The 26,482-nt window shown below is 52.5% G+C and carries 31 protein-coding genes; 13 read left to right on the top strand and 18 right to left on the bottom strand.

The window, feature by feature from the left end:
• Window positions 1–110: 110 nt before the first annotated feature.
• Entirely contained in the window at window positions 111–2,132 is a 2,022-nt protein-coding gene (gene ligA / locus D888_RS0104725; protein WP_020675389.1) for an NAD-dependent DNA ligase LigA, read from the top strand.
• A gap of 2 nt (window positions 2,133–2,134) precedes the next feature.
• Complete coding sequence (locus D888_RS0104720) at window positions 2,135–2,410, top strand: acylphosphatase (RefSeq protein WP_020675388.1); 276 nt, start codon at window positions 2,135–2,137, stop codon at window positions 2,408–2,410.
• 146 nt (window positions 2,411–2,556) lie between these two features.
• Here D888_RS0104720 and D888_RS0104715 read toward each other — a convergent pair whose 3' ends face one another.
• Both D888_RS0104715 and D888_RS0104710 read right to left on the bottom strand, forming a co-directional pair.
• Window positions 2,557–2,979 carry a hypothetical protein gene (locus D888_RS0104715; RefSeq protein ID WP_020675387.1) on the bottom strand — a complete coding sequence of 141 codons (423 nt, stop codon included), beginning with the start codon at window positions 2,977–2,979 and terminating at the stop codon, window positions 2,557–2,559.
• 48 nt (window positions 2,980–3,027) lie between these two features.
• Complete coding sequence (locus D888_RS0104710; protein WP_020675386.1) at window positions 3,028–3,537, bottom strand: DUF2058 family protein; 510 nt, start codon at window positions 3,535–3,537, stop codon at window positions 3,028–3,030.
• Between the two features lie 226 nt (window positions 3,538–3,763).
• On the opposite strand from D888_RS0104710, the gene D888_RS0104705 reads away from it, so the two are divergent.
• Complete coding sequence (locus tag D888_RS0104705; RefSeq protein ID WP_020675385.1) at window positions 3,764–4,549, top strand: nucleoside phosphorylase; 786 nt, start codon at window positions 3,764–3,766, stop codon at window positions 4,547–4,549.
• Between the two features lie 34 nt (window positions 4,550–4,583).
• Here the strand turns inward: D888_RS0104705 and D888_RS0104700 are convergent, their stop codons facing one another.
• Entirely contained in the window at window positions 4,584–5,465 is an 882-nt protein-coding gene (locus D888_RS0104700; RefSeq protein ID WP_020675384.1) for a DMT family transporter, read from the bottom strand.
• A gap of 191 nt (window positions 5,466–5,656) precedes the next feature.
• On the opposite strand from D888_RS0104700, the gene D888_RS0104695 reads away from it, so the two are divergent.
• On the top strand, window positions 5,657–6,475 hold the full coding sequence (locus D888_RS0104695; protein ID WP_020675383.1) for an endonuclease/exonuclease/phosphatase family protein: 819 nt from the start codon (window positions 5,657–5,659) through the stop codon (window positions 6,473–6,475).
• A gap of 33 nt (window positions 6,476–6,508) precedes the next feature.
• On the opposite strand, the gene D888_RS0104690 is transcribed toward D888_RS0104695, so the two are convergent.
• Window positions 6,509–6,952 (bottom strand): GFA family protein, encoded by a 444-nt coding sequence (locus tag D888_RS0104690; protein WP_020675382.1) that lies wholly within the window; start codon window positions 6,950–6,952, stop codon window positions 6,509–6,511.
• On the bottom strand, window positions 6,952–7,290 hold the full coding sequence (locus tag D888_RS20695) for a glutaredoxin family protein (protein WP_020675381.1): 339 nt from the start codon (window positions 7,288–7,290) through the stop codon (window positions 6,952–6,954). The genes D888_RS0104690 and D888_RS20695 overlap by 1 nt, the downstream gene beginning before the upstream one ends.
• Window positions 7,291–7,528: 238 nt before the next feature.
• On the opposite strand from D888_RS20695, the gene D888_RS0104680 reads away from it, so the two are divergent.
• Complete coding sequence (locus D888_RS0104680; protein ID WP_020675380.1) at window positions 7,529–8,029, top strand: LA_2272 family surface repeat-containing protein; 501 nt, start codon at window positions 7,529–7,531, stop codon at window positions 8,027–8,029.
• A gap of 13 nt (window positions 8,030–8,042) precedes the next feature.
• Here the strand turns inward: D888_RS0104680 and rsmI are convergent, their stop codons facing one another.
• The 11 genes from rsmI to D888_RS0104625 all read right to left on the bottom strand — a co-directional run bounded on the left by rsmI (window position 8,043) and on the right by D888_RS0104625 (window position 16,121).
• Window positions 8,043–8,870, bottom strand: coding sequence for a 16S rRNA (cytidine(1402)-2'-O)-methyltransferase (rsmI, locus tag D888_RS0104675; protein WP_020675379.1), 828 nt, complete (start codon window positions 8,868–8,870; stop codon window positions 8,043–8,045).
• Window positions 8,871–10,814, bottom strand: a complete 1,944-nt coding sequence (locus D888_RS0104670; RefSeq protein WP_020675378.1) for an NAD(+) synthase — start codon at window positions 10,812–10,814, stop codon at window positions 8,871–8,873.
• Between the two features lie 96 nt (window positions 10,815–10,910).
• Window positions 10,911–11,276: a YraN family protein gene (locus D888_RS0104665; protein ID WP_020675377.1), complete on the bottom strand. Its 366-nt coding sequence runs from the start codon at window positions 11,274–11,276 to the stop codon at window positions 10,911–10,913.
• Complete coding sequence (locus D888_RS0104660) at window positions 11,273–11,914, bottom strand: ribonuclease HII (protein WP_051092402.1); 642 nt, start codon at window positions 11,912–11,914, stop codon at window positions 11,273–11,275. The genes D888_RS0104665 and D888_RS0104660 overlap by 4 nt, the downstream gene beginning before the upstream one ends.
• Window positions 11,915–12,000: 86 nt before the next feature.
• Window positions 12,001–12,348, bottom strand: a complete 348-nt coding sequence (gene rplS / locus D888_RS0104655) for a 50S ribosomal protein L19 (RefSeq protein ID WP_020675375.1) — start codon at window positions 12,346–12,348, stop codon at window positions 12,001–12,003.
• 86 nt (window positions 12,349–12,434) lie between these two features.
• Window positions 12,435–13,175, bottom strand: a complete 741-nt coding sequence (gene trmD, locus D888_RS0104650; protein ID WP_020675374.1) for a tRNA (guanosine(37)-N1)-methyltransferase TrmD — start codon at window positions 13,173–13,175, stop codon at window positions 12,435–12,437.
• The gene (rimM, locus tag D888_RS0104645; protein WP_020675373.1) at window positions 13,172–13,702 is read right to left on the bottom strand and encodes a ribosome maturation factor RimM; all 531 of its coding nucleotides are present in this window, start codon (window positions 13,700–13,702) and stop codon (window positions 13,172–13,174) included. The genes trmD and rimM overlap by 4 nt, the downstream gene beginning before the upstream one ends.
• A gap of 42 nt (window positions 13,703–13,744) precedes the next feature.
• Window positions 13,745–13,978: a KH domain-containing protein gene (locus tag D888_RS0104640; protein WP_020675372.1), complete on the bottom strand. Its 234-nt coding sequence runs from the start codon at window positions 13,976–13,978 to the stop codon at window positions 13,745–13,747.
• Between the two features lie 50 nt (window positions 13,979–14,028).
• A complete protein-coding gene (gene rpsP / locus D888_RS0104635) occupies window positions 14,029–14,304 on the bottom strand; it encodes a 30S ribosomal protein S16 (RefSeq protein ID WP_020675371.1) in 276 nt (91 codons plus the stop codon).
• A gap of 75 nt (window positions 14,305–14,379) precedes the next feature.
• Entirely contained in the window at window positions 14,380–15,732 is a 1,353-nt protein-coding gene (gene ffh, locus D888_RS0104630) for a signal recognition particle protein (protein ID WP_020675370.1), read from the bottom strand.
• A gap of 80 nt (window positions 15,733–15,812) precedes the next feature.
• Window positions 15,813–16,121: a putative Se/S carrier protein gene (locus tag D888_RS0104625; protein WP_020675369.1), complete on the bottom strand. Its 309-nt coding sequence runs from the start codon at window positions 16,119–16,121 to the stop codon at window positions 15,813–15,815.
• Window positions 16,122–16,301: 180 nt separating this feature from the next.
• Here D888_RS0104625 and D888_RS0104620 point away from each other — a divergent pair, with 180 nt between their 5' ends.
• Window positions 16,302–16,556, top strand: coding sequence for a hypothetical protein (locus D888_RS0104620; protein ID WP_020675368.1), 255 nt, complete (start codon window positions 16,302–16,304; stop codon window positions 16,554–16,556).
• The gene (locus tag D888_RS0104615) at window positions 16,553–17,053 is read left to right on the top strand and encodes a DciA family protein (protein ID WP_020675367.1); all 501 of its coding nucleotides are present in this window, start codon (window positions 16,553–16,555) and stop codon (window positions 17,051–17,053) included. The genes D888_RS0104620 and D888_RS0104615 overlap by 4 nt, the downstream gene beginning before the upstream one ends.
• 4 nt (window positions 17,054–17,057) lie before the next feature.
• Here the strand turns inward: D888_RS0104615 and D888_RS0104610 are convergent, their stop codons facing one another.
• Window positions 17,058–17,783: a tRNA1(Val) (adenine(37)-N6)-methyltransferase gene (locus D888_RS0104610; RefSeq protein ID WP_026362211.1), complete on the bottom strand. Its 726-nt coding sequence runs from the start codon at window positions 17,781–17,783 to the stop codon at window positions 17,058–17,060.
• Between the two features lie 181 nt (window positions 17,784–17,964).
• Here D888_RS0104610 and D888_RS0104605 point away from each other — a divergent pair, with 181 nt between their 5' ends.
• The 6 genes from D888_RS0104605 to D888_RS0104580 all read left to right on the top strand — a co-directional run bounded on the left by D888_RS0104605 (window position 17,965) and on the right by D888_RS0104580 (window position 24,160).
• Window positions 17,965–18,930: a glycosyltransferase family 2 protein gene (locus D888_RS0104605; protein WP_020675365.1), complete on the top strand. Its 966-nt coding sequence runs from the start codon at window positions 17,965–17,967 to the stop codon at window positions 18,928–18,930.
• Window positions 18,931–19,004: 74 nt separating this feature from the next.
• Window positions 19,005–20,192, top strand: a complete 1,188-nt coding sequence (locus D888_RS0104600) for a glycosyltransferase family 4 protein (RefSeq protein ID WP_020675364.1) — start codon at window positions 19,005–19,007, stop codon at window positions 20,190–20,192.
• Window positions 20,189–21,268 (top strand): Gfo/Idh/MocA family protein, encoded by a 1,080-nt coding sequence (locus D888_RS20690; protein WP_020675363.1) that lies wholly within the window; start codon window positions 20,189–20,191, stop codon window positions 21,266–21,268. Before D888_RS0104600 ends, D888_RS20690 begins: the two co-directional genes overlap by 4 nt.
• A gap of 32 nt (window positions 21,269–21,300) precedes the next feature.
• On the top strand, window positions 21,301–21,996 hold the full coding sequence (locus D888_RS0104590; protein ID WP_026362210.1) for an FkbM family methyltransferase: 696 nt from the start codon (window positions 21,301–21,303) through the stop codon (window positions 21,994–21,996).
• Window positions 21,993–22,400, top strand: coding sequence for a GtrA family protein (locus tag D888_RS24940; protein WP_020675361.1), 408 nt, complete (start codon window positions 21,993–21,995; stop codon window positions 22,398–22,400). The genes D888_RS0104590 and D888_RS24940 overlap by 4 nt, the downstream gene beginning before the upstream one ends.
• Window positions 22,401–22,669: 269 nt before the next feature.
• A complete protein-coding gene (locus D888_RS0104580) occupies window positions 22,670–24,160 on the top strand; it encodes a tetratricopeptide repeat protein (RefSeq protein ID WP_169513265.1) in 1,491 nt (496 codons plus the stop codon).
• Between the two features lie 13 nt (window positions 24,161–24,173).
• Here D888_RS0104580 and D888_RS0104575 read toward each other — a convergent pair whose 3' ends face one another.
• Window positions 24,174–26,087 (bottom strand): tetratricopeptide repeat protein, encoded by a 1,914-nt coding sequence (locus tag D888_RS0104575; protein ID WP_020675359.1) that lies wholly within the window; start codon window positions 26,085–26,087, stop codon window positions 24,174–24,176.
• Window positions 26,088–26,482: the final 395 nt, after the last annotated feature.

Genomic DNA, 26,482 nt, shown 5'->3' with positions numbered 1-26,482 from the left:
CACCCACCCGTCATCGCGACTGATAATTGCCGTGTCCGTCCTGATCATGATATAAACGGCCAGCGATTTGACATATTTTAACCCCAACGGCTATTCGTGCAGGACGCTCCATGACCAACAAAGAAGTTCAAGCCAGGCACGCGGAACTTTGTCGTCAACTGCATCATCATAGTCACCGCTATCATGCTCTCGATGCTCCCGAGATCAGTGACGCCGAGTACGACCAACTTCTGCAAGAACTCCTGGAGATCGAAAAAAAACACCCCTCCCTGATCGTGCCGCAGTCGCCGTCGCAACGGGTCGGCGCTCAGCCACAAACAGGCTTCAAGCAGATAGTTCACCGACGCCCGATGCTCTCTCTCGAAAACGCGTTTAACGCGGAAGACCTGCGCGAATTCGATACCCGCATCAAGCGACTGCTCGCCAGTGATGAACCGATCGCCTATCTGTGTGAGATGAAACTCGATGGCGTGGCCATTGAACTGGTGTACCGTGACGGACTCCTCCAGCACGCTTCAACCAGGGGGGATGGTGAGGTAGGTGAAGATGTCAGCGCGAACGCCCGCACGATTGGCGCCATTCCGCTGCAACTGAAGCCGGATGCCCCACCACTGCTGGAAGTGCGCGGCGAAGTCTATATGGAGCTCGCCCCCTTTCGCCAGTTGAACACGCAGCGTCGCGAGGAGGGGGAGAAAACCTTTGCCAACCCGCGCAACGCAACGGCTGGCAGCCTGCGTCAGCTCGACCCCCGGATCACCGCCCGACGCCCCTTGACCATCAGCTGCTACGGGCTGGGAGAGATTGAAGCAGAACAGCCGCCAACCACCCAACTTGAGATGCTGCAAAAGCTGCATGCCTGGGGCCTGCGAGTCAATCTTGAGACCCTTTTTCTGGCTGAAGATATCGAAGCCGTTATAACGCGCTACCAGAAACTTCAAACTGAACGGGATAATCTACCCTTTGAGATCGACGGCCTGGTAGTTAAGGTCAACAGCTTCGCCCTGCAACAGGAGCTTGGCGAAAAGAGCCGCACCCCACGCTGGGCAATCGCTTGCAAGTTCCCACCTCGTCAAGAGCAGACGGTGCTCGAATCGGTGCGCTTTCAGGTCGGTCGCACCGGCGCGATTACCCCGGTGGCAAATTTGAGGCCAGTCAATGTCAGCGGCGTAACCGTTTCGAGCGCCAGCCTCCACAACTGGGATGAGATCGCTCGCCTCGGCATCCGGGTAGGCGATACGGTGATTGTCGAACGCGCCGGAGATGTCATCCCGGACATTGTGAAAGTGCTCATCGAAAAACGCACTGGCGCAGAGCAGCCTATCCCCGAGCCGACAAGCTGTCCGGCCTGTGGCTCGACAGTTGCGCGTGAAGAGGGGGAAGTGGTGCCGCGCTGCCAGGGGCTCTCCTGCTCGGCCCGGCTCAAAGAAGCGCTCAAACACTTCGCCTCGCGCGGCGCGATGGACATCGAAGGGTTGGGCGACCGCTTCATCGACCAACTCCTGCAGTTGAAACTGGTCACGAATGTCGCCGATCTCTACCACCTGACCAGAGAAGATTTTTTCCAGATGGAGCGCATGGGCGAGGTCCTGGCAGACAAACTGCTCGCCGCCATCGCCGCCAGTCGCCAGCGCCCCCTCGAGCGGCTGCTGTTCGGTCTGGGGATCCGCCACGTCGGTGCGCACCTGGCCAAGGTCCTGAGTCGCCGCTTCGGCAGCCTCGACAACCTGTGCCTGGCAACCTTTGAGCAACTGCTCGAGACCCACGAAATCGGTCCTCAGGTCGCCGCCAGCCTGCTGCGCTTTTTCGCCGACGAGCTCAACCTTGAGGTGCTGCGCCAACTCCAGGCGTCAGGTGTTCACCCCGAAGCGAGTGCTGCGCCGCAAGGGGTGCACTTAGCTGGCAAGGTCTTCGTCTTCACTGGCAAACTCGAGCGTTTCAGCCGCAGCGAAGGGGAGGAACTGGTCGAACAGCAGGGTGGGCGCGCAAGCGGCTCGGTGAGCAAGAAAACCGACTATCTGGTCGCAGGACCTGGTGCCGGCAGTAAATTGGCGAAAGCTGAACAACTTGGGGTCAAAATTCTGAGTGAAGAAGAATTTCTGAACTTACTGCACGACCAGACCACCGGAGAATAACGATGATGCAAATCTGTCGGCGATTACTCATCTCAGGCCGGGTCCAGGGGGTCTCGTTCCGTTACTATACCCGACAGGCCGCCCGAAAAAACGGAGTCACCGGTTGGGTCCGCAACCTGCCAGATGGCCGGGTTGAAGCGCTGATCGAAGGCGAGCAACAGGCGGTCGAAGCGACGCTCGTCTGGTGCCAGCAGGGGCCGGAGCTGTCACAGGTTGATGGGCTTGAAATCGAAGAGCTCACCTATAGCGGAGTTTTTGAAAGTTTTACGATCCGCTGACACGAACCTCACGGGAGCCCTCTGTCATGAAGGATTGGACGGATACTTCAGGGCATTACGGCCAACTGAAACTCGGCGACCGCTGAACAGAATCGCTCGATCATGTCCGGCGGAATAAGATTGGGGATTTTGAGGTTGCGGCGCGATTAAATGACCGACTGCCAATATTCCTGCCAGTGAAGTTGAGCAGCGCGCCGATTAAACGCCGCGGGAACCAGGCAAAGACAGCCCTGTGCCTGAATCAGTGTCTCGCGGTTGGGGGTCATCGCCAGACACTGGCAGGGGCGCGCAGTCACCGGAAACCGACAACCTTCAACCCCAAGAAATGAGCAGCCGGTTTGCAACGACCGCGGCGCCGGAACCGGCACCCCGGTCTTCTCCCAGAGCACCATGTTCAATGCCGACAAGCGTCCGCGCAGCTGCTCAAGCGACAAATGCTGCCCGTGGAAAAAGAGCGCAAAAAAACGCTCAGGGTCTACCCAAATTCCGGGGCTCCCCTGACAGCACCGCCCGCCACATTCCAGGCAGAGCGGTAAATTCAGAGAACTGCTTATTTCAAACCTCATCATGTCAATTCTCTAAAAAGATACACGCTTATAACGACCTCGAGCCATTTCCTACCAATCGGTCGGATAGTCATCCTTGCTTTTTGTCGGATCATTGTAGGCAAGAATTGCATCCGGGTCGCGGTTCAGCACCTTTTTAACCGTTTCAGCAGAAAGCAGAACAAGCCCGCTCTTGGACATCGCCAATCCCAGCCGCCCTTCAGCAAGCTGGTCCGCAACCTCCGGCCCAACAGCAACGCGCTTGATCTTACCGCCAGAAACGTAGTGATAAACAACCTCACCCTCTTCCAGGCGCATGCAATTGGCCTCAATCAACTGCTGCGCGGCCGCCTGCGCGGCTTTTTGTTGGGCGCGTTGGTTCCGTTCGGCATTTAACTGTTGATCCTGTTTGGCCCGTTCGATCTGTTGCTGCTGCAGCCTGAGCGCGTCCCGGTCTTCAAAAGAATCGCCGGCCTTTCTTTTCATTTTGGCTTGCACCCTCTTGGCGTGGTCGGCCTGTTTGATCTGTTTCTTGTCAACCAACCCAGCCTTAAGCAGCTGTTCTTGTAAGGAAAGACCCATTGTTAACTCCAGGATATATTTTCTTGATGTTTGAAACTGACACTGCCTCTTCACGCCGACAGAGCTGGCCTCTGTGTAGCAAAACCTATAACAAGATCCAGAAAAAGGGAAGCTGCCCAACCTCGATAACAAACCTCTCCACGCTTGCCGGTTTGAGAACTGATTGCGTTCGGCGTGCAACCGACTAGAATTGAGACGTCCCTGAATACCTGCGGAGGGTAGCCCCATGAATCACGAAAAACTCTACCATATTGGTTTCAGTCAAAAAGATCTTGGCACCAGTCCGCCGACGGCGGCCCTCTTGTGCGGTGACCCGGAGCGGACCCGTCGCATTGCCAGAGAGACCGGGGAGGTGAGTTGCCTTGCGACCCTCTCGGAAAACCGCGGGCTGCACAGTTATCTGTGCCAAAGCCCGACCGGCAACAAATTTATCGCCGCCACCAGCGGCATGGGTGCCCCTTCCCTCTCGATCGTGGTTAACGAACTGGCATCGGTCGGTATACGCACCATCATCCGAGTTGGTACCAGCGGTGGCATCGCAGCGCAGATCAAGGTAGGGGAACTGGTAATATCAAGTAGCGCGCTCTGCCGTCAGGGCGCCGCGCAGGACATCGCGCCACTCGAGTACCCGGCAGCGGCCGATCCCTATGTCAGCGTAGCGCTGATGGAAGCAGCCAATCACCTCGGCATCAGCGCCCACCTCGGTGTCACCGCAAGCGTTGACACCTTCTACGAAGGGCAAGAAAGGAGCAGTTCAGTCAACCCGCAACTGCTACGCTCCATGCGCGGGATAACCGAAGAATACCGGGCGTTGAGAATCCTCAATTATGAAATGGAGGCCGGAACCCTGTTCAAGATGGGACTGATCTACGGCTTTGCAGCTGGATGCATCTGCGCCGTGCTGGCCGAACGCCTGGTGGCCGAATCTGTCGACCTGAGCGTCAAGTTGCGGGCAGAGCAGAATGCGGTGCAAGTAGGACTGATGGCGCTGGAGAAGTTGAAAGGGGCCTGAATTTCAAACTCAACCCGCATAGTCCGGCAGGTTCCTAGGCTCTTGCTGGTGCACTTTTGACCACGAGATAGACACCAAGGACTGTTGTCGCTATAGCAGCGATCGCGACGGTACTTAATGCTTCGTCAAATATGAACCAGGCCTCGATACTGGCCACAGGCGGGACCAGATAAAAGTAACTTGCCACTTTGGCCGTTGCACCCTCACGGATCATATACATCAGCAAGAGAATTGCCGTGACCGATAAGCCCAGGACCAGCCACCCGAGCGCGAAGATCAGGTGAATATCCCATATAACCTTTTGAGTTTCGAACCCCCAGGTTAAGAGCGCCATCAACAGCGCCACACTGAGGTACTGCCAGACAGATCCTGCCAGTAAATTCGTGCCGGTGCCAAAACGCTTTTGATATAAGGTCCCAAGCGAAATCGCGATCAAGGCCGCAATGGCCGCGAAAAGCGCCGGCCAGGCCAAGTCAGCCCCCCCTTGTTGGCTGGTGCTTAACAATACAACCACCACCCCGGCCAATCCCAGCCCAAGTCCCAGCCATTGCCTGGGCCGCAAGCGTTCGCCCAGGAAACGCCAACCCAGACAAGCTGTCAAAACGGGCTGTACACCCACAACAATAGCGGTGATACCCGCGGGCATGCCCCACTTAATGGCAGCAAAAACCCCACCGAGATAGACACCATGCACCAAAAAACCCGTGACCATCTGATGGCCTGCCTGTTTAGCAGACAACCGTTTAACCCGAAATAACAGACACAGAAGCAAAAACACACCAATGGTCAGAGTCATACGGATGAAGAGAAAATAAAAAGGTTCGATAAATGGCAGAGCATACTTCGCTGAGATAAAGCCGGTACTCCATAAAACAACAAAGATTATGGGAATTGAGTTAATCAAGGTGCGGCGCATATGGAGCGTTTCCTCGTGTTTAGTCGCGGACCATTCATGTCAGGAAAGAAGTGATTGAAAGAGATTTCCACTAGTAGCTGTCCCCATGTCTCTTGCCGGTGGTAGATTAACAAGGATGCCCGATGAACTCTGCGGCGGCTTGCTCTCTTGCGTTATCACCTGGCCGTGCTTTAATAACTCCGGAGGTCCTGATGAGGTTCTTACTCTATAACATTCGTTACGCAACCGGTCCACGACTCCACAAGTCGGCCAGTTCTTCCAAAAAGAACCTGGAGCGAATTACGGTTTTCCTGCGCGACCTTGAACCGGATCTAGTCGGTCTCATCGAAGTGGATCATGGTTCGTATCGCAGTAGCGGCGAGAATCAGGCTGAATTGCTGGCAAAGTCACTGGGGCACTATCACTCACATTCAATCAAATATGAAGAAGATTCGCTCTGGAGGCATGTTCCTGTGATAAGGAATCAGGGCAACGCGTTTTTAACGCGATATCGCATTCGTGGCGAAACTTTTCATTTCTTTAAGAGCGGCATGAAACGCCTGGTGATCGAACTGGAACTGCAACATGTCGTGGTTTATCTGGTCCATCTGGCCCTGGGAGCACGAACGCGACATCAGCAGTTAAGCGCACTGTACGAGATGATCAAACAAACCGATCGCCCGTGTCTGGTCGCAGGGGACTTCAACATGCTCTGGGGCGAAACTGAAATCGACATGTTTCTTGCCGCGACAGGACTGCAGAATGCCAATGTCGCAGGCCTGCCGACCTATCCGAGCAAAAACCCGCACCGCCACCTTGATTTTGTCCTGCACAGCAAGGGAATTAAAGTGCGAAACTTTCAGATACCCCAGGTACTTTTTTCTGACCACCTGCCGGTGTTGGTCGACTTTGATGTCGAAGTGCAAGAAGAAGATCGCAAGCTGCCGCGACGGCCGTATTGCTCCTGCGTGGAGAAGGACGATCTTCTGTTCGCCAACGCCCGAGCTCAACACGCAACAAATGAACCCTGAGGATGTTAATTCCCCTTCAGTTGAGATTGAGGTTCAGAGAAAGGTCTCGATCTCAACCTGCCCGATCCAGAAATTTTTCCAGCGTCTAATCCGCTCAGCAACAGAAAAATCCACCAGATGCAGGGCCGGTGGAATGACGGCGTGGTCAATCTGCAGATCGTCGATGCTGTTAGCGTTGAGCACGGCGAAGGTTTGTCCATCAAGTTCAGCGGTGATGAATGGGAAGCACCCGCAGCTGGCGCAGAGTATCGCCTCAGCAGTTTCAGTACCGAAGCGGTAGTGCTTGATTTGGGCCTGGTCTTTTATCTGAATTAGCAGCCGCCCCTTGGGATGCGAGGTGTAACAGGCGCCCTGTTTGGTGCAGAATGAGCAATCACAACTGCGAAGCGGCAGCTCGGACTTCGGCAGCGGCGAGAAAAATTTGTATGTGATATTACCGCAATGGCAACCGCCGGCTATTTCATGAAAAGCTGTCATCAGTTATGCCTCTTCAAGGCCTCAGCGTAGGCACCTTCGGACCAGCCCTTGATGAAGACGCCATTAATCACGGCGAAGGGGATGCCACCACCCCCGGCTAACTGGTTCATGCGTTTGGCGGCTTCTCTATCTTTTTCGACATCGTACTTCTGGTATTTCACCCCTTGTTTATCCAGATAGGCTTCGGCCATTTTACAATAAGGGCACCAGCTGGTGACATACAGCTCAACACTTTGCGTGGGGGGATTGGGGTAGATTTTGTTGTCCACAGCGAAACAACTTCCGGAAAACAACAACAGGACAAGAATCAGTAACATACTGGATTTTACATGGTGCATTTCATCCTCCTTGAATTGTTACCCGGTTCAGCCAAAGACACAACACTACGATAGAACTGGGAACAGGTTATTTGCAGCATCAGGATAGCACCTGGACCACATTTCTTCATCGCATAAACATTGAAAAACCGGGCGCGCTTTTATTTTTCCCCTCGGACTGATTAGTGATACACTCACGCTCTAGACTTGGCATTCATCCACAGTCAGGACTCAACACAATCAACGGAGGACATAAACGATGAAAAAGTTGATCCTAGTTTTAATCGGCTGCTTCCTTGCTACCGGAGCGGTGGCTGCCGAAACCCAAGGGTTTCAGTTGAGCTTAATCCCGGATATCGCCATTCAAGCCAGAACCACCCGTATCAAGGGGGTCTCCTTAAATATCTGGGGAGAAAATCCGCAAAACGCCATCGCGCTCGGGCTAGTCAACGGCTCCACGGGTGATAGTTCAGGAGTATCCGTCGGATTATTGGCAAACTATGCGGAGACCTACGAAGGGGCGCAGCTGGCATGGTTCGCCAACTACTCTTCGGTGAAGCTCACCGGGTTTCAGTGGGCGGCGTTCAACTACGCGGCTAAATTACACGGCCTGCAACTCGGCTTCATAAATTTCGCTGAATCCTCTGACAAGGGGGTTCAGGTGGGCTTGATTAATATCATGAACAACACAAAGGACTGGTTCCGAAACTTCCCCAACGAGATTGCACCGGTTATGGTTCTGGTCAACTGGCGCTTCTAACTCCAAAGCAGGCTTAAGAACGAAACGGGAGCGAGCGGGCATAAACCTCGCTCCCGGGCAAGCCATGCTCTTTCGCGACCCGCTTAACGATCTCTTTCCAGGTTAATTCCCCCTCGGCATGCAGCCGCTGCAGAGCAGCTTCAATCGTTTCAATTGGAGCTTCATTCGCGGCGGCGGCGAGCATCAACACCAGCTCTCCCTTGACGGTTTTTTGCGCAAAATATTCACTCGCCTCAAGCAAGGTGCCGAAGAACAATTCTTCATGTTTCTTGGTCAATTCGCGACCGATGGCGACTTCGCGGCCAGCCCCGCAAATATGGCACAGATCTTCGAGTGCGGCCAGAAGGCGATGCGGGGTCTCATAAAAAACCAGGGTGTGGTCGACACTGCAGAGATCTGAAATCAGCTTCTGCCGTGCAGTTTTTTTGGAGGGCAAAAACCCGGCAAAGCGAAAATTGTCGGTCGGCAGCCCGCTGATCGACAGCCCCGCGATCAGCGCATTGCACCCCGGTACACAAGCAACCTCGACACCCGCCAGCCGGCAGGCACGCACCAGACGGTAACCCGGGTCGGCGATTGCCGGGGTTCCAGCATCACTGATCAGCGCAACATTCTCGCCCGTCTGTAACCGCTGGATGAGTTCAATACTCCGTTCCTTTTCATTGTGCTCATGGCAGGAGATCAGGCGGGTTTTAATACCGTAATGGTCAAGCAGACGCCGACTGTGGCGGGTATCTTCGGCGGCAATCAGATCGACTTCAGCCAGAATCCGCACCGCACGATAGGTCATATCTTCAAGGTTGCCAATCGGTGTAGCAACGACATACAGGAGACCGCTCACTTACAGGGTCTCCAACTGCTGGAGCCAGAGTTCGACACAGGCATCGCTCGGCATCCTCCAGTCACCGCGTGGGGAGAGCGCGATTGTGCCGACCTTGGGTCCGTCGGGCAGACAGGAGCGCTTAAACTGCTGGCTGAAAAAGCGGCGGTAAAAAACCTGCAACCACTTTTTCAATTCTTCAGGCGTAAACTCGTCGGCAAAGGAATGTTGTGCGAGCTGTAGAATTTTTTGCGGCGGATAATGCAGGCGCACCAGATGATAGAGGAAAAAATCATGCAGCAGATAGGGACCGACCAGGTCTTCGGTAATCTGATCAATCTCCCCATTCGCATCGGGTGGCAAGAGCTCCGGGCTCACCGGGGTCGCACAGACATCGGCCAGCACCTGCGAAATCTCCCCTTCAAACTCATGCCCGGCACACCAGTCGACCAGATAGCGGACCAGGGTCTTCGGCACTCCGGTATTCACCGCATACATCGACATATGATCACCGTTGTAGGTACACCAACCGAGGGCCAGTTCCGAGAGATCTCCGGTACCGATCACCAGACCTTCAACCTGGTTCGCGACATCCATCAGAATCTGGGTCCGTTCGCGGGCCTGTGAATTCTCATAGGTCAGATCCCGCTGGGTTTCAGCATGACCGATATCAGCAAAATGCTGGCGCACCGCGGCATCGATCGAAACAATGCGTAAGGTGCAACCGAGCAGTTCAGCTAGTTTTTCTGCGTTAGAGCGGGTGCGCTTGGTCGTACCGAAGCCGGGCATGGTCAGGGCATGAATCCCCTGCCTCTCTAAGCCCAGGAGATCAAAAGCACGAATGCAGACCAGAAGTGCCAGAGTCGAGTCAAGCCCACCCGACAGGCCGATAACAAGATTTTTGCTTTGGGTATGTTTCAACCGTTTGGCGAGCCCGCTAGTCTGCAGGGCAAAAATTTCCTGACAACGCTCGGAACGTTCCGACCCCGAATCGGGAACAAAAGGGGTCCGATTCACCGGCCGTAACAGTTTTGCGACAATAGGTGCCGGGGGAGAAAAACTCAGGACCCGGTATTGACGTTGCGGACTGGCGTTGGCATAGCTGCTGTTGCGCTGGCGTTCTCCCACCAGTCGCTGCAGATCAACATCGGCCAGGACCAGCTGATTGTCGAAACGGAAACGCTCGGTTTCAGCGAGAAGCTGACCATATTCGGCGATGAGGCTATGCCCGGAAAAAACCAGGTCGGTGCTCGACTCGTTCGGCCCGGCTGAAGCGTAGGCGTAGGCGGCCAGACAACGCGCCGATTGCGATGCCACCAGTTGCTGACGGTAGTCACGTTTTCCGAGAACTTCAGGGCTGGCCGACAGATTCAGTAATAAGGTTGCACCGGCCAGGGCCTGTGAACCACTGGGAGGCTCGACCGCCCAGAGATCCTCGCAAAGCTCAATTCCGACCCGCAGTTCAGGGTACTGATCCGCCTGAAAAAGCAGGTCCTCACCAAAGGGGATCAGGTCACCGGCCAGCAGAAGGTGATCGGTATTGCGTTCCCGCGCCGAGGCGAACCAGCGCTGCTCGTAGAACTCGCCCCGATTCGGCAAAAATGTTTTGGGAACCGCACCACAGATGACGCCATGCGCAATCAACACCGCACAATTAAACAGACGTCCACCCTGCGCCAAAGGAGCGCCGACCACCAACACAGGACAATCTGCAGCGCTGAACCGCGCCAATTCACATAAGGCCAGGACAACCTGTTGTTGCAGGAGCGGCTGAAAAAAGAGATCGGCACAGGTATAGCCACTAAGCCCAAGTTCGGGATAAAGACAAAGCGAGGCCCCCAGCTGACCAGCGTCAAGGGCGGTCTTTTTGATAGCGGCGAGGTTAAATGTGACATCCGCCACGCGCAACTCCGGCGTAACCACCGCGACCCTGAACATCCCCAGTTGCTTCAAATCAATTGACATCAGTCTCTCCCGATCTTTTCTCAGGATTATTGCACAGTTTCAGAAATTTTTATTTTATGACGCCACCCGAAGACGCCCACTCCGGTTTGCGCTGACTTATTCCATTTCAAACGCAGCGGGTAAATGTTCGATCCGCGCCCCGCCTTCCCCGTCAGGCATGACGCCAACAACATCAAAACGGGGTTGCAGGCGGCTCTTCTCCGCGGTGAGATACCACTGGGCGGTGCGGATAATTTGTCGCTGCTTACGCGGACCAACAGCTTCAGCCGGAGTGCCGTAGGCATTACTTCGACGCGTCTTGACTTCAATGAAGATTAATTCTTTTTTACTGCGGGCGATAATATCGACTTCACCGACCGGGGTCGAAAAATTTCGTGCCACAATCTTCAGCCCCAGTCGTCGCAGATAATCCGCCGCCTGGTCCTCGCCCCATGCCCCCAGACTAAGTCGTGCCTGCGTCATGGGGACTGCACAAATTCTCTGACCCCGGCAAAGGTCAGACGATGTGGCGCAGCGGGACCATTCTCGGCAATGGCCTGACGATGGACAAGGGTACCATAGCCCTTGTGCCGGGCAAAACCGTAACCCGGATATTGGCGGTCAAGTTCAACCATCAAGCGATCACGCGCGACCTTGGCCAGAACAGATGCCGCCGCAATTGACAAGGAACGGCTATCCCCCTTGATAAGGGTCTGCTGGGGTAAATTGACCGGCAATGCCGTGATACCATCAATCAGCAGATAATCAACCTGTGACTGGATTCTCTTCAGGGCACGCCGCATTGCCAGCAGGGTCGCTTGCAGAATATTAAGCTGATCGATCTCTCCAGAGGTGGCAAGTCCAATGCCGTAGGCCTGAACCTGCATGCGGATCAGAGGAAAAAGCTCTTCACGCTTTTTTTCACTCAACTTTTTGGAATCGTCCAGACCGGCGAGAACAAAATGCTCTGGCAAGATGACAGCGGCAGCTACGACCGGTCCGGCTAAAGGACCGCGACCGGCCTCATCTATCCCTGCAACCCCGCAAAAACCCTTATCTCGAGCCTGTTTCTCAAAGAAGAGCGTCGAAATTTCAGGCTGAGGGAAGAGTTCTAAGTTGATCACAACTGAAGGCCCCCCTTATGAAAAAGTACCTACAAAAAAGCCCCGACAAAATGCCGGGGCTCATTGTAGCGGATGTAGCGAAATCAGACCATGCGCTTCTCGGTAATACGTGCAGCCTTACCGCGCAGATTGCGCAGGTAGTAGAGCTTGGCACGACGCACACGACCACAGCGCACAACTTCAATCTCGGCGACACTGGGAGAGTACAACGGAAAGACCCGCTCAACCCCAACGTTGCCCGAGATCTTACGTACCGTGTAGGATGAACCGAGTCCGCGATTACGGCGACGAATGCAGAGCCCTTGATAGAGCTGAATCCGCTGTTTGTCACCTTCAGTAATCTTGACATGGATCTTCAGAGTGTCCCCTGCTCTAAAGCTGGGGATATCTTTTTTCATTTGTTCCAATTCAAGTTGATCGATAATGTTCATGCTGCTTCCTCCCTGTTACCTATTCTGTGTAAATCTGATTTTCAGACGTTTGGGTCTTTGGGGTGAGCGACCACCCGGCCGCCTTCTTATATTTTCTGCGCTTCGTTACGCAGCTCGTTGATAAATTTACGTTCCGCATCACTCAGGTTCGCCGCGGCTAAAAGTTCAGGACGGCGTTCAAAGGTTCGGCGCAATTGCTGTTCGCGACGCCAGCGGGCAATTCGGGCATGGTCACCCGACACCAGCACTTCAGGAACTTTCATCCCGGCATAATCTGCTGGTCGCGTATACTGCGGGTACTCAAGCAGACCATCGGAAAAAGAATCCGTTACCGCACTACCGGCGTTGCCGAGCACCCCGGGCAAGTGGCGCGCAATCGCATCGATTATTACCATCGCCGGAAGTTCCCCACCAGTCAGGACAAAATCCCCGAGGGAAAACTCTGCATCTACCATCGACTGGCGGATGCGCTCATCAAACCCTTCATAGCGTCCGCAGAGAAAGATCAAACCCTCCTCTTGCGCAAGTTGCAGGGCATGATGCTGTTTGAACGGTTGACCCTGCGGGGTCATCAGCAGCACTCGACTCCGCGGAGAATTCTCTTTAAGCGCAGCCAGCGCGCGCCCGACGGGTTCAGGCTTCATCACCATGCCGTCGCCACCGCCATAAGGCATATCGTCGGTTTGAAGATGCTTGCCCTCGGCCCAGTCACGCAGATTGTGCACCCGCAGATCAAGCAACTGCTGACGGATGGCACGGCCGATGATACTCTCTTCCATCGGAGAAGCGAACATCGCCGGGAAGAGGGTTAAAACTTCAAATATCACAAATCGACCTCAACCAGACCTTCTGGCAGGTCAACTTGAATCACTTTTTTCTCCGTGTCAATTGAGACAACAAACTCAGCGACCACCGGAATCATAATCTCACCGGCAGAACCTTCAACCACCCAGGTATCATGTGCCGCAGTGGTAAACATTGAAGCCAGTCGGCCGATATCACCAAGTTGACGGTCCACCACCAGTGAGCCTTGAATCTGGTGCCAGTAAAACTCATCATTCTCCAACACGGGAAACAGAGTCTTGTCTAGCAGAATGCGGCACCCTTTTAAACCTTCAACGTCCGTCAGCGATTCAAAACCACTCAGTCGTAAAAGAACAATCCCTTTGTGCAGGGCCTGACGCTGCGGGGTTACTTTCTGCAACTGCCCACCCGGCAAACGCAGAACAAACTCCTCAGCCTGAAGCAAGGGTCCGGGGTCACCCGAAAGTGGCCGCACCTTCAGGTCACCACGCAATCCGTGGGTCCCGATTATCTGTCCGGTTTCAATCAGCGAGTCTTCGGATATCGACATTAAAAACAACCCTGTCCCGGATCTATCGCCGTATGAAACAGCTTACTCCATGATCTGCAGTGCGGCCCGTTTATTTTCGCGAGTCGCCTTGGCATTGAGGAGGGTACGCATCGCCTTGGCATTGCGACCCTGCTTGCCGATGATTCGGCCCATATCTTCCTGGGCAGCGGCCAGCTTGACCAGAATCGAGCCATCTTCGGCAACTTCCTCTGTTATTTCGATCTCATCAGGTTTTTCGACCAACGATTTGGCGATGTACTCGATCAGATCTTTCATAGGTCATCCTCCGGGTGGATGGGGCCGTGGCCCCGGATTCGGACCAGTTTTCAGGCTTCTACTTTATCTCCGCCCTTGAACTTGGCCCAGACGCCGGCATCACGTAACAGGCGACGAACGGTGTCAGTTGGTTGTGCGCCCTCGCCCAACCAGGCCAGAGCACGGTCTTCTTTCAGATTGAGCAGAGACTGCTCCTGACGAGGGTCATATTGACCCAAAGTTTCAATGAACCGGCCATCCCGTGGACAACGCTCATCAGCTACGACAATCTGATAGAAAGGTTTCTTCTTTGCGCCACCACGTGCGAGCCTGATTTTTACTGCCATGCTGTTGTTCCTCCTGAAATATCTGTCTTTGCTATCTGAACAACTTAAATGTTCAAGATTATTTCGGCGTCATATTTAAAACGGAAGCTGACCACCACGGCCGAGCATTCCCTTGAGCCCCTTGGGACCCATTTTCTGCATTTTTTTCATCATTTTTTGAGCTTCAACAAAACGTTTGAGCAGTTGATTAACATCCTGCACGCGCGTCCCGCTCCCCTTGGCGATACGCAACCGCCGGGAACCATTCAAAATCCGGGGGTCAAACCGTTCGCCAGGAGTCATACTCCGGATGATCGCTTCTATCCGTGACAACTCCTTCTCGGGGAGTTGCATGTCTCCAGCCTTTTTCAAGGCTTTACCCGCGCCCGGAATCAGCTTAAGAATAGACTCCATCGAGCCCATCTTCTTAACCATCTGCATCTGCTCGAGAAAGGTTTCCAGAGTGAAACCCTGCTTGCGCAGACTCGCGTCCATCGCCGCAGCTTCATCTGCGTTAACCGCAGCCTGCGCCTTTTCGATCAGGCTGAGAACATCGCCCATCCCGAGAATACGCTGCGCCATGCGATCAGGATGAAAAACCTCAAGTGCTTCGAGTTTTTCCCCCATGCCGATCAGCTTGATCGGCTTACCAGTCACGGCACGGATAGAGAGCGCCGCCCCCCCGCGAGCGTCACCGTCCAGTTTGGTCAGAATCACACCAGTCAACGATAGCTGTTCATTAAAGCTGGCCGCAACGTTAACGGCATCCTGCCCGGTCATCGCGTCAGCAACAAACAATATCTCGGATGGTGACACCGCATCAACGATCCGCCGCAGCTCGTCCATCAACTCAGTGTCGATGTGCAGCCGACCGGCGGTATCGAGAATCAGCGTATCAAAACCGTTCAACTGGCCATAAGCAAGGGCCCGACGACAGATATCGACCGGATCCTGATCAGCCGCAGAATCGAAGACTTCGATACCGAGCTGCCGACCGAGGGTTTTAAGCTGTTCTATCGCCGCCGGACGGTAGACATCGGCCGGGACCAGCAGCGGATTACGTTTTTCACGGCGGAGCTTCAACGCCAACTTGCCGCAGGTGGTGGTCTTGCCTGCACCTTGCAAACCACAGAGCATGATCGGAACCGGCGGACGTGCCGCCAGGTTAAGACCATTCTCTTCACCTTCACCCATCAGGGTCGCGAGCTCTTCGCGAACAACCTTGATCACCTGCTGGGCGGGGGTTAAGCTCTGCAGGACATCCTGACCTGCGGCCCGCTCACCAACGCGAGCGACGAAATCTTTCACCACCCGAAAATTAACATCGGCCTCAAGCAGCACCAGGCGGATCTCCCGCATGGTCTCCTTGATATGCTGTTCCGTCAGTCGCCCGTGTCCGCGCAACTTCTTAAAAACAGCATCCAACTTGTCGGACAGGCCATCAAACACGTTTTAAGAATACCCTAAAAGACGAAAGAGTAAATATATGAAGGGTCGGGCAACCCTGTCAAGCAAAAACGGGCACCAGATCAACCATCAAGACGGACAAAATCCTTATATTTCCGCAGGTACAGCTCCTGAATTTCCAAGCCGGAAGCCGCCAAAACCTCTTCAATTTCAACCCGTAAATCTTGCGTAAATCGAATCGCCAAGCCGCAGTCACTCGTCAATTGCCGTGGCACCGGAATCAACAACACCTGCTTGCCCGCCTGCTTCAATATTTTTTCGGCCTTCATCACCCGATGGATTGAGTGAAAAATCGCGACCAGATCACCATCTTTAACCAATGCCGCTCTCCCAAACAAACTACGGACCCCAAGAGCAGTCCGGCCGGGCATAGTGCCACGTCTCCCCTGCAGATGCAAGCGGAATGTCCTTAACCAAAAGCTTCAACAGTTGACCGACAAAACCCCTGCAGATCTCGCCCCAAAATCGACGCTGCACCACTTTCATCCACAACGATTCTCATGATAAGATTGACCTTTAATTTAAAACATTACAGAGGATAAATATTCATTGTGACTCCAGATCGTGCCCTGCAACTGACCGGGTTACTGCTTTTTGCTCTTGGCAGTAACCTCCCCCTCGGCTACCTGCGTGAAACCAGTCGTAAATTCTCCTTTCGCTGGTTCCTGCTGATCCACCTCTCAATTCCCTTCATTATCGTTCTGCGACTTACCCTCGATTTCGGCTGGACCGTTATCCCATTCACCCTTGCCTGCGCCGTGATAGGCCAGATAGCCGGCTCACGCATCCGTCGCCGTCAACTATGAAGCGCAGCGAACGCCCGAAACTCAAAAAAGCTGAGGCCGTTGCCGGACTCCTCAAAAAACTGCTCGGTGACACAGGGCTGGATGATCGCTTACCACGGTACCAGGCCTGGCTCGTCTGGGACAAGGTGGTTGGCGAGCAGATTGCCCGCCACGCACGACCTCTCAGAATTCGAGAAAAGATCCTTGAAGTTCGCGTTGACAACCCAGTCTGGATGCAGCAACTCCAAATGCTTAAACCACAGATTATTAAAAAGCTCCACGCCGAACTGCCCAATTGTGATATCGATGACATCTACCTGCGCCGCGGGGACCTGCAACCCGAGACAACGACTGCATCAGAACCCACTATTAAGTGGCAAACAGAGAAACTGTCCGAATCCGAACAAATCGAGATCGAGGAAAGTCTGACAGGATTGCCAGAAAACGACTTAAAAAATGAAATGCGCAGGTTATTTATTCGGCAAAAAAAACTAACCAAAGCAAAATCAAGAACTTAAATGCTTATTCTTTCTCATAAATTCGTTTAACTTCTTCGGTATATTCGTTAACGCCTGAACTCTTATAGATAAATAGTGGTGGCTCCACTTTCAATCCGACAGCACCCTTTTTACGCCCCTCAACGAGAACTATCTTGCCAGGCTCTCCCCGGCGTGAGTGTACCATGCGCAAGCGCTTCGGCTCTAAGCCGACAGCGGTCATGCCCACCAGTAGTTCACTCAGTCGCTCGGCAAGAAAGACAATCCCAAAGCAACCTCCATGCTTCAAACACCAACTTGCAGCAGCAAGAAAATCCTCCAGCCCGCCCGCCAGTTCATGTCGAGCAGCCGCACGCTCATCGACAGGAGCAATCCGGCCGGAATTAATTTTTCGATAGGGTGGATTCGTTACAACCAGATCAAATGTTCCTGCAATAGCCAATTCGCGGAAACACCGCAGATCAGCCTCACAAATCGAAACCTGCTCTGCCAGCCCACTCAACCGGACGCTCTCCATTGCCCGCGTCACCATTTGTCCTTGCCGTTCCCAACCAAAAACTTTCAAATCTATCGATCTTCGGGCAAGCAACACTGCCAGAACTCCACAACCAGCACCTAAATCAAGGGCACGCGCTGCACCATTCACGGTGATAAAATCAGCCAATAACACCGGGTCGAGGCTAAATCGATAGCCGTCTTTAGCCTGAATTAATTTAATGGTTTCTCTATACAAAATATCTACAGTTTCCATGGCGTGGGATTATAATCGATCAAACAAGTATTCGCTATATAAACGTCCGACCAAAAAATCTACCCTTCCGAAGATTCTCATTCTATGTGAAAATAGAGGATTATCTCTTGTTATTATCCATAACCCATATCTCCAAGAACGCCCACGGAGTCCTGATGACATCATCAATGGCGCCCAGCGCATGAGCCAGCAGAAGTGGCGAATCGCCGTAATCATCCCCTGCTACAAGGTCGGGGGGCAGGTCCGATCAGTCCTCTCCAGTATCGGACCTGAGGTCAATATGATTTACCTCGTTGACGACGCATGCCCTGAAAATTCCGGAGGGCAGGCACAACAGGGAGTTACCGATTCCCGCCTTAAGGTGCTGCGGCATACGGAAAACCTGGGCGTGGGAGGAGCAATGCTCACCGGCTACAAACAGGCCCTGGAGGAAGGTTGCGATATAGTCGTCAAACTCGATGGTGATGGTCAAATGGATCCGAAACTTATCCCGGCATTGATCAAACCTATCCAGAATGGGCAGGCTGATTATTCTAAGGGAAACCGTTTTCATAACCCTGACGATCTGGCCCAAATGCCTGCGGTTCGAATTTTTGGTAATGCCTGTCTTTCATTTCTCACGAAACTGGCAAGCGGCTACTGGAATATTTTTGATCCAACCAACGGCTTTACTGCCATCCACGCAGATGTTCTTAGATACTTACCTCTTGATAAAATCGATAAACGATTCTTTTTTGAGTCGGACATGCTCTTCCGCCTCAACACCATCAGGGCGGTGGTCACGGATCTGCCGATGAGTGCCCTATACGGGGAAGAAAAGAGTAATCTGAAAGTCCTTAAAACCATCCCTGAGTTTCTACTGAAAAACAGCCGAAACTTCCTCAAGCGACTGGCCTACAATTATTACCTCCGCGATTTTACCGTCGCTTCTCTCGAAATCCTGCTGGGTTGCGCAGGTATCATGTTCGGCTCAATCTTCGGGGCCATCAAGTGGGTCGAAAGTGCAACCAGTGGGATCACAGTATCAAGCGGAACCGTCATGCTCTCTGCCCTGCCGATCATCCTCGGCACCCAGATGCTGCTGGCCTTTCTCAATTTCGATGTCCAGAGTGTCCCGCGCATCCCCCTGCCCCGCAGCAGCGGCTGAATAGTCATCGGCTCGAACACGATGCATCAACCCGGACACCCCATATCCAACAATTGCTGTTTAAGGCACCTGCAATGCTTGCTCAACCAGAAAAAATACAGAGACATGTCGTCATGTGCGCCGCTTTTTTCCCGCCACATATTGGCGGAATCGAGCGCTATGTCTTTAGTATTTCCAAACACCTGAATCTGAGGGGCTGGAAAGTAACAATCCTGACGACACAGCTTCACAATACGGCGTTAACTGAAAAATATTACGGACTCAGAATTGTAAGGATTCCATCGGTCAGCCTGGCTTCAGGTAGGATGCCTATACCAAAAATCTGGCAGCGCGCTGTCCGCAAAAGCCTCCGCGATTTATTGAATTCCAAACCAGATGTCTATGTAATCCATACCCACCTGTTCCCCTTGAGCCTTATCGGTGCGGCGATGGGCTGGTCCAAATCCAACCCGGCATTGGTCATTGGCCACGGCACGGGACATATAAGAACGGGCAAATCATGGCTTGATAGCTGCCTCCACATATATGAACACCTCATGGCGAAAACCCTCAACCTTTTTTCAGAAAGTTATTTCGCGGTTTCCCACCAGGCAGAAGTCTGGTGGTCCCATTTTGGGATAAAATCGTCGGGGACAATCCACAATGGGGTAGACCTAAAAGATACTCCCGCCAAAAAAACAGATTTTCTTCCGGGATACGGGCTAAGCGAGCAGACCAAAATTGTTGCCTTTGCGGCACGCTTACTCCCCGACAAGGGCGCGGATACAGTCATTAATGCTTTTAACGCGATTGAAACCCGCTATCCTGACCTTTATCTCTTCATTGCCGGGGATGGCCCCGCAGCCAATTCGCTAATTACCCTGGCAGCAGGTCATCCCCGCATTGTTTTTCTGGGTGAGGTTGATCACTCAACGGTTTTATCGTTGTTAGATGCCGCGGACATTTTCGCCTATCCCTCGCGCTACCCTGAAGGACTACCGACTTGCATTCTTGAGGCTGGGCTCATGAATTGTGCGGTGGTTGCGACTCCTGCAGGAGGAGTTAAAGAAATCCTGATCGACTCGGACCACGGCATGATCATTGAAAGTGAATTACAACTACAAGAGACGCTTTGCACCCTGTTGGAAAACGAAAGCCTGAGGAAAAAACTGGCCAAAAAATTAAGGGCGCGGGTTATTGCATACTTTAATTGGGATCGAATCTCTGAAGAGCTCGAAGTGCAGATGATTTCTTCAATCGATAAAAGGAACCTCAAGTCATGATACGACTCTGCTTATTTGGTGGCGGGAACATCACCAACCTGAGGCACCTGCCTGCCATTCGCAAGACGAAACACGTGGAAGCTATCGGCCTTATTGGGAAAAAAAACCAGGATCTGACATCAACAGCAGCACGCTACAACTTGAAAAACACCTACCTCATAAATGACGGGAAGGATATCCGCAATCAACTTGAGTCTCTCGCCTGGTTCACCACAACAGATGCCGTCCTGATAGGCACACCGCCACAGACACATTTCCTCCTTGCGAAGACCTGTCTTGACCTGGGCAAACATGTCCTGGTTGAAAAACCCATGACCATGAACCCCGCGGAGGCGAAAGAGCTCATATCCCTGGCCGCCGAAAAAAATCTAACCTTGAATGTGATGCATAATTTCCAGTTTTCCAGAGGAATGCAGCGCCTGATTGAACTGGTTGAATCGAAGCAGTTGGGGGAAATTGTCTCTTTCCAGCAATCGCAACTGACCAGTCGCAACCGCCGATTGCCATCATGGTACAAAGATCTCCCTCTTGGTTTATTCTTCGACGAGGCATCCCACTTCTTCTACTTGCTTCAGCGGCTTGGTGGCTCCCTTCAAATTTTGAATGCCTATGGTCATTTCAACGACGATGTCAGCGATAAAACGCCACAACTCATGAGCGTCGAAATGAGCGCAGGGGGTATCCCAACCCATCTTGCGATTAATTTTCAATCACCGGTCTGTGAATGGTTGTTCACGGTGGTTGGTGATAAACGTTTGGCGATTTATGATTTTTTCAGGGATATCTTAATCGTACTGCCAAACGATCAACAACATTTGGCCTTCAATATCTTACGCACATCCGGCACGGCGACCATTCAACACTGGAAAGGATTTTTAAGCAGTGGCATCCGCTTGGTTACCGGTCAACTTCATTACGGCGTCGATATTGTTCTCCAGAGTTTTATTGACTCAGTCTTAAGCAATAAATCAGCGCCTCACATCGACGGAAAACGTGGTCTCGATACCGTAACCGCCATGTGCCAAGTTGTGGAAAAAATATCTGACGCCAGAAACGCTAAAAGAGGTCTCCCGTGAAATTAAAAGCTCTACTAAGAAGGTACCGATCCATGCCGAAGCAAAATCGCGCGGCTTACAGAAATAAACTTTTTGATTATCTGTTAGGACGCGTATCTGGCTCTCAGTTTGGTGAAGACCTGAGCGTATTTGAATATTTTCTAACCATGGGAAAGCCTGTAATTACCTATCTGGATATTGGGGCAAACCACCCGAAACTCCATTCGAATACGCACCTCCTTTCCCGAAACGGGTCCTCAGGCGTTCTAGTCGATGCAAATTCCGAGATGTGCAAGAAACTTCGCCGGGCGAGAAAACGTGACAAGGTCATAAATGTTGGCGTTGCCGCGGTAGGGGGAGAAGATATGGACCTCAGCGTGATGGATATTGAGGGGCTCTCGACCTTAAACCCAAAATGGCAAGAACATCTCCTTTCGCAGGGGATGAGTTCAGAGGTGGCGATTCAAAAAGTAAAGATTGTTGGAATCAATGATCTTCTGGCGGAATATTTCCCTCGGCAGGCTCCAGACTTCGTCTCGATTGATATTGAGGGGATGGATTTTGAGGTACTGGAATCCTGGGATTTCGACAGGTGGCGGCCATCAATCCTTTGCATAGAGACCGGGATTCTTACCCGCGGAGAATATATCAGAGATGAACTTTTTGAAAAATTGATGCTCCAGCGTGGGTACGCTCCCCTCTTTCAGACTTTTTCGAATACCCTCTTTCTGGATACTCAAACTCCATGAAATCCAGGACCAAACTTGGCCACCAGATTATATTCTTTCTATTTTCCGGAGTCCTTAACTTTCTTATCAATATTACGGCCTATTGTTCCCTGACCTATCTAGGTTTTCACTATCTGTTATCTTCCGGGATTGGGTGGTCGTTCGGGGTTGTGAATAGTTATTTTGTAAACAAGCACTTTACCTTTAAAAGCAAATCCCCCATGGGAAAAGAATTTTCTCGGCACCTCTGTGTCTACGTCCTGCAGTTGTTATTGTCATGGTCTGGTCTAATCATTTTAATAGATATTTACGGCTTTGGTTATTATGTCTCCTATGCCATCAATATTGTTTTTGTCACAGTTGTGAGTTTCTTTGGTTTAAAATATTTTGCTTTTCGTACCCATGCCTTTCAGAATATCGATTGAACTGAAATATCACTATGCTTAAAAAATATAACGCGCAGGAACCCACAGCCCCAAGCCGTCTCATTTGTTTTGTACTCCCATGCGTTGCGCTCACAATCCTGACCGTCATCACTTATCTTCCATCATTACACGCACCCTGGTATTTCGATGATTATCCGGGCATCGTTAACAACATTCAGGCACAAGACATTTCCCAGGCAATTGCCTCCTTTTTCACACAACGCGGCCCAGCACTGCTCTCCATAGCCCTCAACATTCGTTTCTGGGGTATGGACGTCTTTCCTTTCCACCTTGTCAACCTGACAATCCATGTCCTGACGACCCTGTTTGTTTTCCTCTGCCTGACTCGCGTTTTCAGAGCCTCACTTCTGTGGCCCTGGGTCGCGGCGGGCATCTTTGCCCTGCACCCGCTTCAGACTCAGGCAGTCACCTACATCGTCCAGAGATCCACCTGCCTCAGTGGTCTCTTCCTCTTCATGGCGCTCTACTGCTACATAAAGGCAGTTGAAGGAAAAGGTGATAATTTTCTCGCGAAACAGCACTTGCTCCCTTATGCCGGCTACCTCATCAGCGGTGCTCTGGCAGTGATCACCAAACAGAATGCTGCGACCATTCCGTTTTTGTTTCTTATCTTCGATTATTTTTTTTTACGGCCCAAGAACTTCAACTTCAGGAAAAATCTCGCCTATGTCTCGCCCCTGCTGATCGTACCGATTCTCATCGGAGCCAGCATGGTTCTCATACCCATGCTGGCCGGGAGCAACTGGCAAACCATCGGCAACTTCGAACAGCTCCGCTCTGGAGTCGCGGCGACTCCGCTGAACTACTTTGCGACCGAATTGTCGGTGTTCTGGCTTTACCTGCGACTACTCTGCATCCCAGTTCACCAGGTCCTGGATTATGCATACCCTCTGGTTCATTCCATCTTTAACCTGACAACTCTCGCCTCGCTGGCGGGCATCATCGCTCTGTTCGGCATCGCCGTCGCAATCCGCCGAAAATGGCCAACTCTGTTATTTTTCCTGCTGTGGATGACGGTGGCTCTTGCGGTTGAGTCGTCAATCATTCCCCTCGACCCGATCTTCGAACACCGACTCTATGTACCGCTCTTCGGCTTCGCCATTCTGGTAGTCGACCTGCTGACAAAAATATCTCCGACCAAGTCGCAGCTTGCGGCAGCCACGGCCCTGGCAATGGTGCTTGGCTTTTTACTCCTGTCCTACAACCGCAACTCAATGTGGGCTGACCCGCTCCAACTTTATACAAATGATGTCGCATACGGCTATGGCAGCTATCGTTCACAGATCATGTTAGCCGACACCCTGTTCAAGCGGGGAGATCTCCAGAACGCCAAAGAAAATTACGACCAGGTCGCCGCCAGCATCGATAAAGGAGGGCTGGGGCAAGCCAATGATAAAATGCTGGTGAATCTTGCCATCAGTTATGGCCGGTTCAATGATTTTCCCAAGGCGGAGGCTCTGTTGCGTCTGGCCTTAAAGAAGAATGCTCGCTCTCCCGAGGCACACTACAATCTGGGGATCGCCCTCTATCTTCAGAACCGGCAAGTTGAAGCCCTAAGGCATTTCACCATCACCCGTGAACTGCAGCCCGGAAACATGCATGCCCTGTTTTACTATCTCCTGATATCCGCAGCACTGCAGAAAAATATTGATTATTCAGGCCTGCTCAAAGAACTGTCCCAACGTGACCAGGCCCTCGCCGACACCTTGAAACCTAAATTACCCATGTCTTCTTTTTGAATAGCTTCAGAAATTAAGGTTTCGCCCCGACAGAAGGGGTCCTTACGGATTGGATTACAGTCCGCAATGACTCTGCCGCTCTTTTGTCCAGGCCCTCCAGTTGTTTCACCTGTTCGCGCGCCCCGGCAAAATCTCCGGATTCCAGCAAGACCAGCCCCAGTCCTTTCAGCATTGCGACATCCTGCCCCTTTAACTGCAAGGCGCGCCGCAGATAATCAGCAGCCGCTTTCAAGTTTTTCTGTTGGTAAGAAATAACCCCCAGCAGATAGTAGGGCAGAGGGTCACCGTCGGTCCCAATGTCAACTGCATTTTTTAACCATTTTTCAGCCTGCCCCCATTGCTTCTGGTCGATATAAGCCTGACCTATCAACACGCGCAGACTGTAATCCTCGGGGTGACGGCGAGCTAGACCGTCAAGCAGGGCGACGCCACGTGACAGCTCACCGCTCTGAAGAAAGGCAATAGCCAGATTCCTCTGCAGTTTTTCATTGCCGGGATTATGCCTCAATCCAGCAAGAGCTTCATTTTGTGCTGAGACTGGATTGCCCTGACGCAGACTGATGGAGGACAGATTGACATAAATAAGGGGATACTGCGGATTGATTTCAAGCGCACGTTCCAGTGCCTTGCGCGCCTCGGCTAACCGCCCAACCTTCATATACTGACCGGACAATGCAACCCAGGGGCCTTCTGAATAGGGGCTCTTGCTGGCATCGTGTTCAGCAAACGCAATCGGATGACGCCAGAGTTCATTGCGGTTCCAACTCAACACCCCGCAAACCAGTATCAACGCACCCGCCCCTGCCACGATCCATCTTGTCCTACTCCGCCCCCAGTCAAGAAGGGCACAAAAAAGCACGATCGGCCCGATGATCGGCAGATAGAGACGATGCTCAAAAACAGGATCCAGTGGGATAAACGAAGATTCAACCAGAAGCGCCGCATAAAACCAGAGAATGGCAAAAGATAATGCACGCTGACGTTTTTGGGCCCAGAAGGCAGACCCGAGCACAGCAGCATGCCCGGCGAACAACGATATATTTTTAACAGTGAAAATCTGGGTAACAATCGGATAAGCGTAATCGAGCCTCAAATTGACCGGATACAGAATTAACTTGATATAGAGTGGCAGGACCGAGAGCTCGGTTGCAAAATAATGCAGCGGTGACGTCCCTTCCAGGTTAGCCAGCAGATGGGTCGAAGCGACTCGCGCCAGGCCTTCCCCCGACAACACCGGAAGCAGCACCATGTAAACTAAAACCATGACAGGAGCTACGAAAAATGGCGCAATCCGTAGGGCAAGCCAACGCGAGGAATGCGTTTGACGATAGCACCCCAGAAGAAACAGCAGCAGTGGCAAGGTCGCAGTATTCTGCTTGGTCAGGACGGCGCAGGCTCCGCTGAGCAATGCTAGCAGGTACAAAAACCAGTATCGCCGCTTGCTGGTTGCTCCGCTCCCCGGCGACAGGGTCTGCTCTGCGGCAAAGAAGCTGAGAATACTCAACAGAACGAAAAAAGCAGCCAGCAGAGTGCTCCGCTGTACCACATAATTTACGGCCTGGGTCTGCACCGGATGAACTAGAAACAACAAAGCTCCGCAAAGTGAAACCCAGCGCTTGAAATTACAGACTCTTGCGAGGAGCAAAAAAACCAGCCAGGAAACCAGAAGATGCAACAGAACATTGACAAGGTGATAACCCGCAGGCTCGAACAGACCAAAATAGTGGTTAAGGGAAAAGCTCAGCGTTGACAAACCACGGGGTTGAAAGACTTGTGCAAGGCTGGCAGACACGCTCTTGACAAGTGGGTTCTCGACGATTCCAGGGAGGTCATCAAGATACCAGGGGATATCAAGGGTCTGCCCGTAAACAGCAAGACAAGCCAGTCCCAGAAGCAGTCCACTTCCCCAGGTTTTTAAATAAGACATAAACAAGCTTCTCCAGCGGATTCAATCTTTGCAGCAGGGTCTACGCCCGGAAGGATTCAAGCAGAAACCTTAAGAATTATCAAACACCGGTCAGGCCGCTGAAGGAGCAATCAACCTACGGCCATATTCGCAGCCAGCATAAATTCAGCTTGCCTTGGGGTCAACATCAAGCGGGGATATCTGGCCCCAGGTTTTGGCCTCAGTGACACCCCGTAAAATGCTCGCTATATGACCGGGTGTTTTCGCCAAAAGGGCCCAGTGCCTTCCGCATGCATCCCGTAATACAGGCCCCAAGATCAGCAAAGAGGCCACCAGACAGCCGCATTGTACCCCAAAATGAAATTGGCATAGTGGTTGCTAATCCATGATATCAACTTACTTAGAATCGGCGCCCA

It is taken from the genome of Geopsychrobacter electrodiphilus DSM 16401 (assembly GCF_000384395.1).
In the GTDB taxonomy this organism is placed as follows: domain Bacteria; phylum Desulfobacterota; class Desulfuromonadia; order Desulfuromonadales; family Geopsychrobacteraceae; genus Geopsychrobacter; species Geopsychrobacter electrodiphilus.
Note: the sequence above shows the minus strand (reverse complement) of the source record. Positions and strands in the feature narration are given on the sequence as shown.

Coding starts and splice junctions, on each gene's coding strand:
- D888_RS0104715 (WP_020675387.1), bottom strand. CDS start 2,979: ATGATGAGGTTTGAAATAAGCAGTTCTCTGAATTTACCGCTCTGCCTG.
- D888_RS0104695 (WP_020675383.1), top strand. CDS start 5,657: ATGAGGTTCTTACTCTATAACATTCGTTACGCAACCGGTCCACGACTC.
- D888_RS0104700 (WP_020675384.1), bottom strand. CDS start 5,465: ATGCGCCGCACCTTGATTAACTCAATTCCCATAATCTTTGTTGTTTTA.
- D888_RS0104710 (WP_020675386.1), bottom strand. CDS start 3,537: ATGGGTCTTTCCTTACAAGAACAGCTGCTTAAGGCTGGGTTGGTTGAC.
- D888_RS0104665 (WP_020675377.1), bottom strand. CDS start 11,276: ATGACGCAGGCACGACTTAGTCTGGGGGCATGGGGCGAGGACCAGGCG.
- D888_RS0104720 (WP_020675388.1), top strand. CDS start 2,135: ATGATGCAAATCTGTCGGCGATTACTCATCTCAGGCCGGGTCCAGGGG.
- D888_RS0104640 (WP_020675372.1), bottom strand. CDS start 13,978: ATGAAAGATCTGATCGAGTACATCGCCAAATCGTTGGTCGAAAAACCT.
- D888_RS0104680 (WP_020675380.1), top strand. CDS start 7,529: ATGAAAAAGTTGATCCTAGTTTTAATCGGCTGCTTCCTTGCTACCGGA.
- D888_RS0104625 (WP_020675369.1), bottom strand. CDS start 16,121: ATGCCCGGCCGGACTGCTCTTGGGGTCCGTAGTTTGTTTGGGAGAGCG.
- D888_RS20690 (WP_020675363.1), top strand. CDS start 20,189: ATGATACGACTCTGCTTATTTGGTGGCGGGAACATCACCAACCTGAGG.
- D888_RS0104605 (WP_020675365.1), top strand. CDS start 17,965: ATGAGCCAGCAGAAGTGGCGAATCGCCGTAATCATCCCCTGCTACAAG.
- D888_RS20695 (WP_020675381.1), bottom strand. CDS start 7,290: ATGCACCATGTAAAATCCAGTATGTTACTGATTCTTGTCCTGTTGTTG.
- rimM (WP_020675373.1), bottom strand. CDS start 13,702: ATGTCGATATCCGAAGACTCGCTGATTGAAACCGGACAGATAATCGGG.
- D888_RS0104690 (WP_020675382.1), bottom strand. CDS start 6,952: ATGACAGCTTTTCATGAAATAGCCGGCGGTTGCCATTGCGGTAATATC.
- D888_RS0104610 (WP_026362211.1), bottom strand. CDS start 17,783: ATGGAAACTGTAGATATTTTGTATAGAGAAACCATTAAATTAATTCAG.
- D888_RS0104575 (WP_020675359.1), bottom strand. CDS start 26,087: ATGTCTTATTTAAAAACCTGGGGAAGTGGACTGCTTCTGGGACTGGCT.
- ligA (WP_020675389.1), top strand. CDS start 111: ATGACCAACAAAGAAGTTCAAGCCAGGCACGCGGAACTTTGTCGTCAA.
- D888_RS0104600 (WP_020675364.1), top strand. CDS start 19,005: ATGCTTGCTCAACCAGAAAAAATACAGAGACATGTCGTCATGTGCGCC.
- D888_RS0104590 (WP_026362210.1), top strand. CDS start 21,301: ATGCCGAAGCAAAATCGCGCGGCTTACAGAAATAAACTTTTTGATTAT.
- rpsP (WP_020675371.1), bottom strand. CDS start 14,304: ATGGCAGTAAAAATCAGGCTCGCACGTGGTGGCGCAAAGAAGAAACCT.
- D888_RS24940 (WP_020675361.1), top strand. CDS start 21,993: ATGAAATCCAGGACCAAACTTGGCCACCAGATTATATTCTTTCTATTT.
- D888_RS0104705 (WP_020675385.1), top strand. CDS start 3,764: ATGAATCACGAAAAACTCTACCATATTGGTTTCAGTCAAAAAGATCTT.
- D888_RS0104580 (WP_169513265.1), top strand. CDS start 22,670: ATGGACGTCTTTCCTTTCCACCTTGTCAACCTGACAATCCATGTCCTG.
- rplS (WP_020675375.1), bottom strand. CDS start 12,348: ATGAACATTATCGATCAACTTGAATTGGAACAAATGAAAAAAGATATC.
- D888_RS0104670 (WP_020675378.1), bottom strand. CDS start 10,814: ATGTCAATTGATTTGAAGCAACTGGGGATGTTCAGGGTCGCGGTGGTT.
- D888_RS0104615 (WP_020675367.1), top strand. CDS start 16,553: ATGAAGCGCAGCGAACGCCCGAAACTCAAAAAAGCTGAGGCCGTTGCC.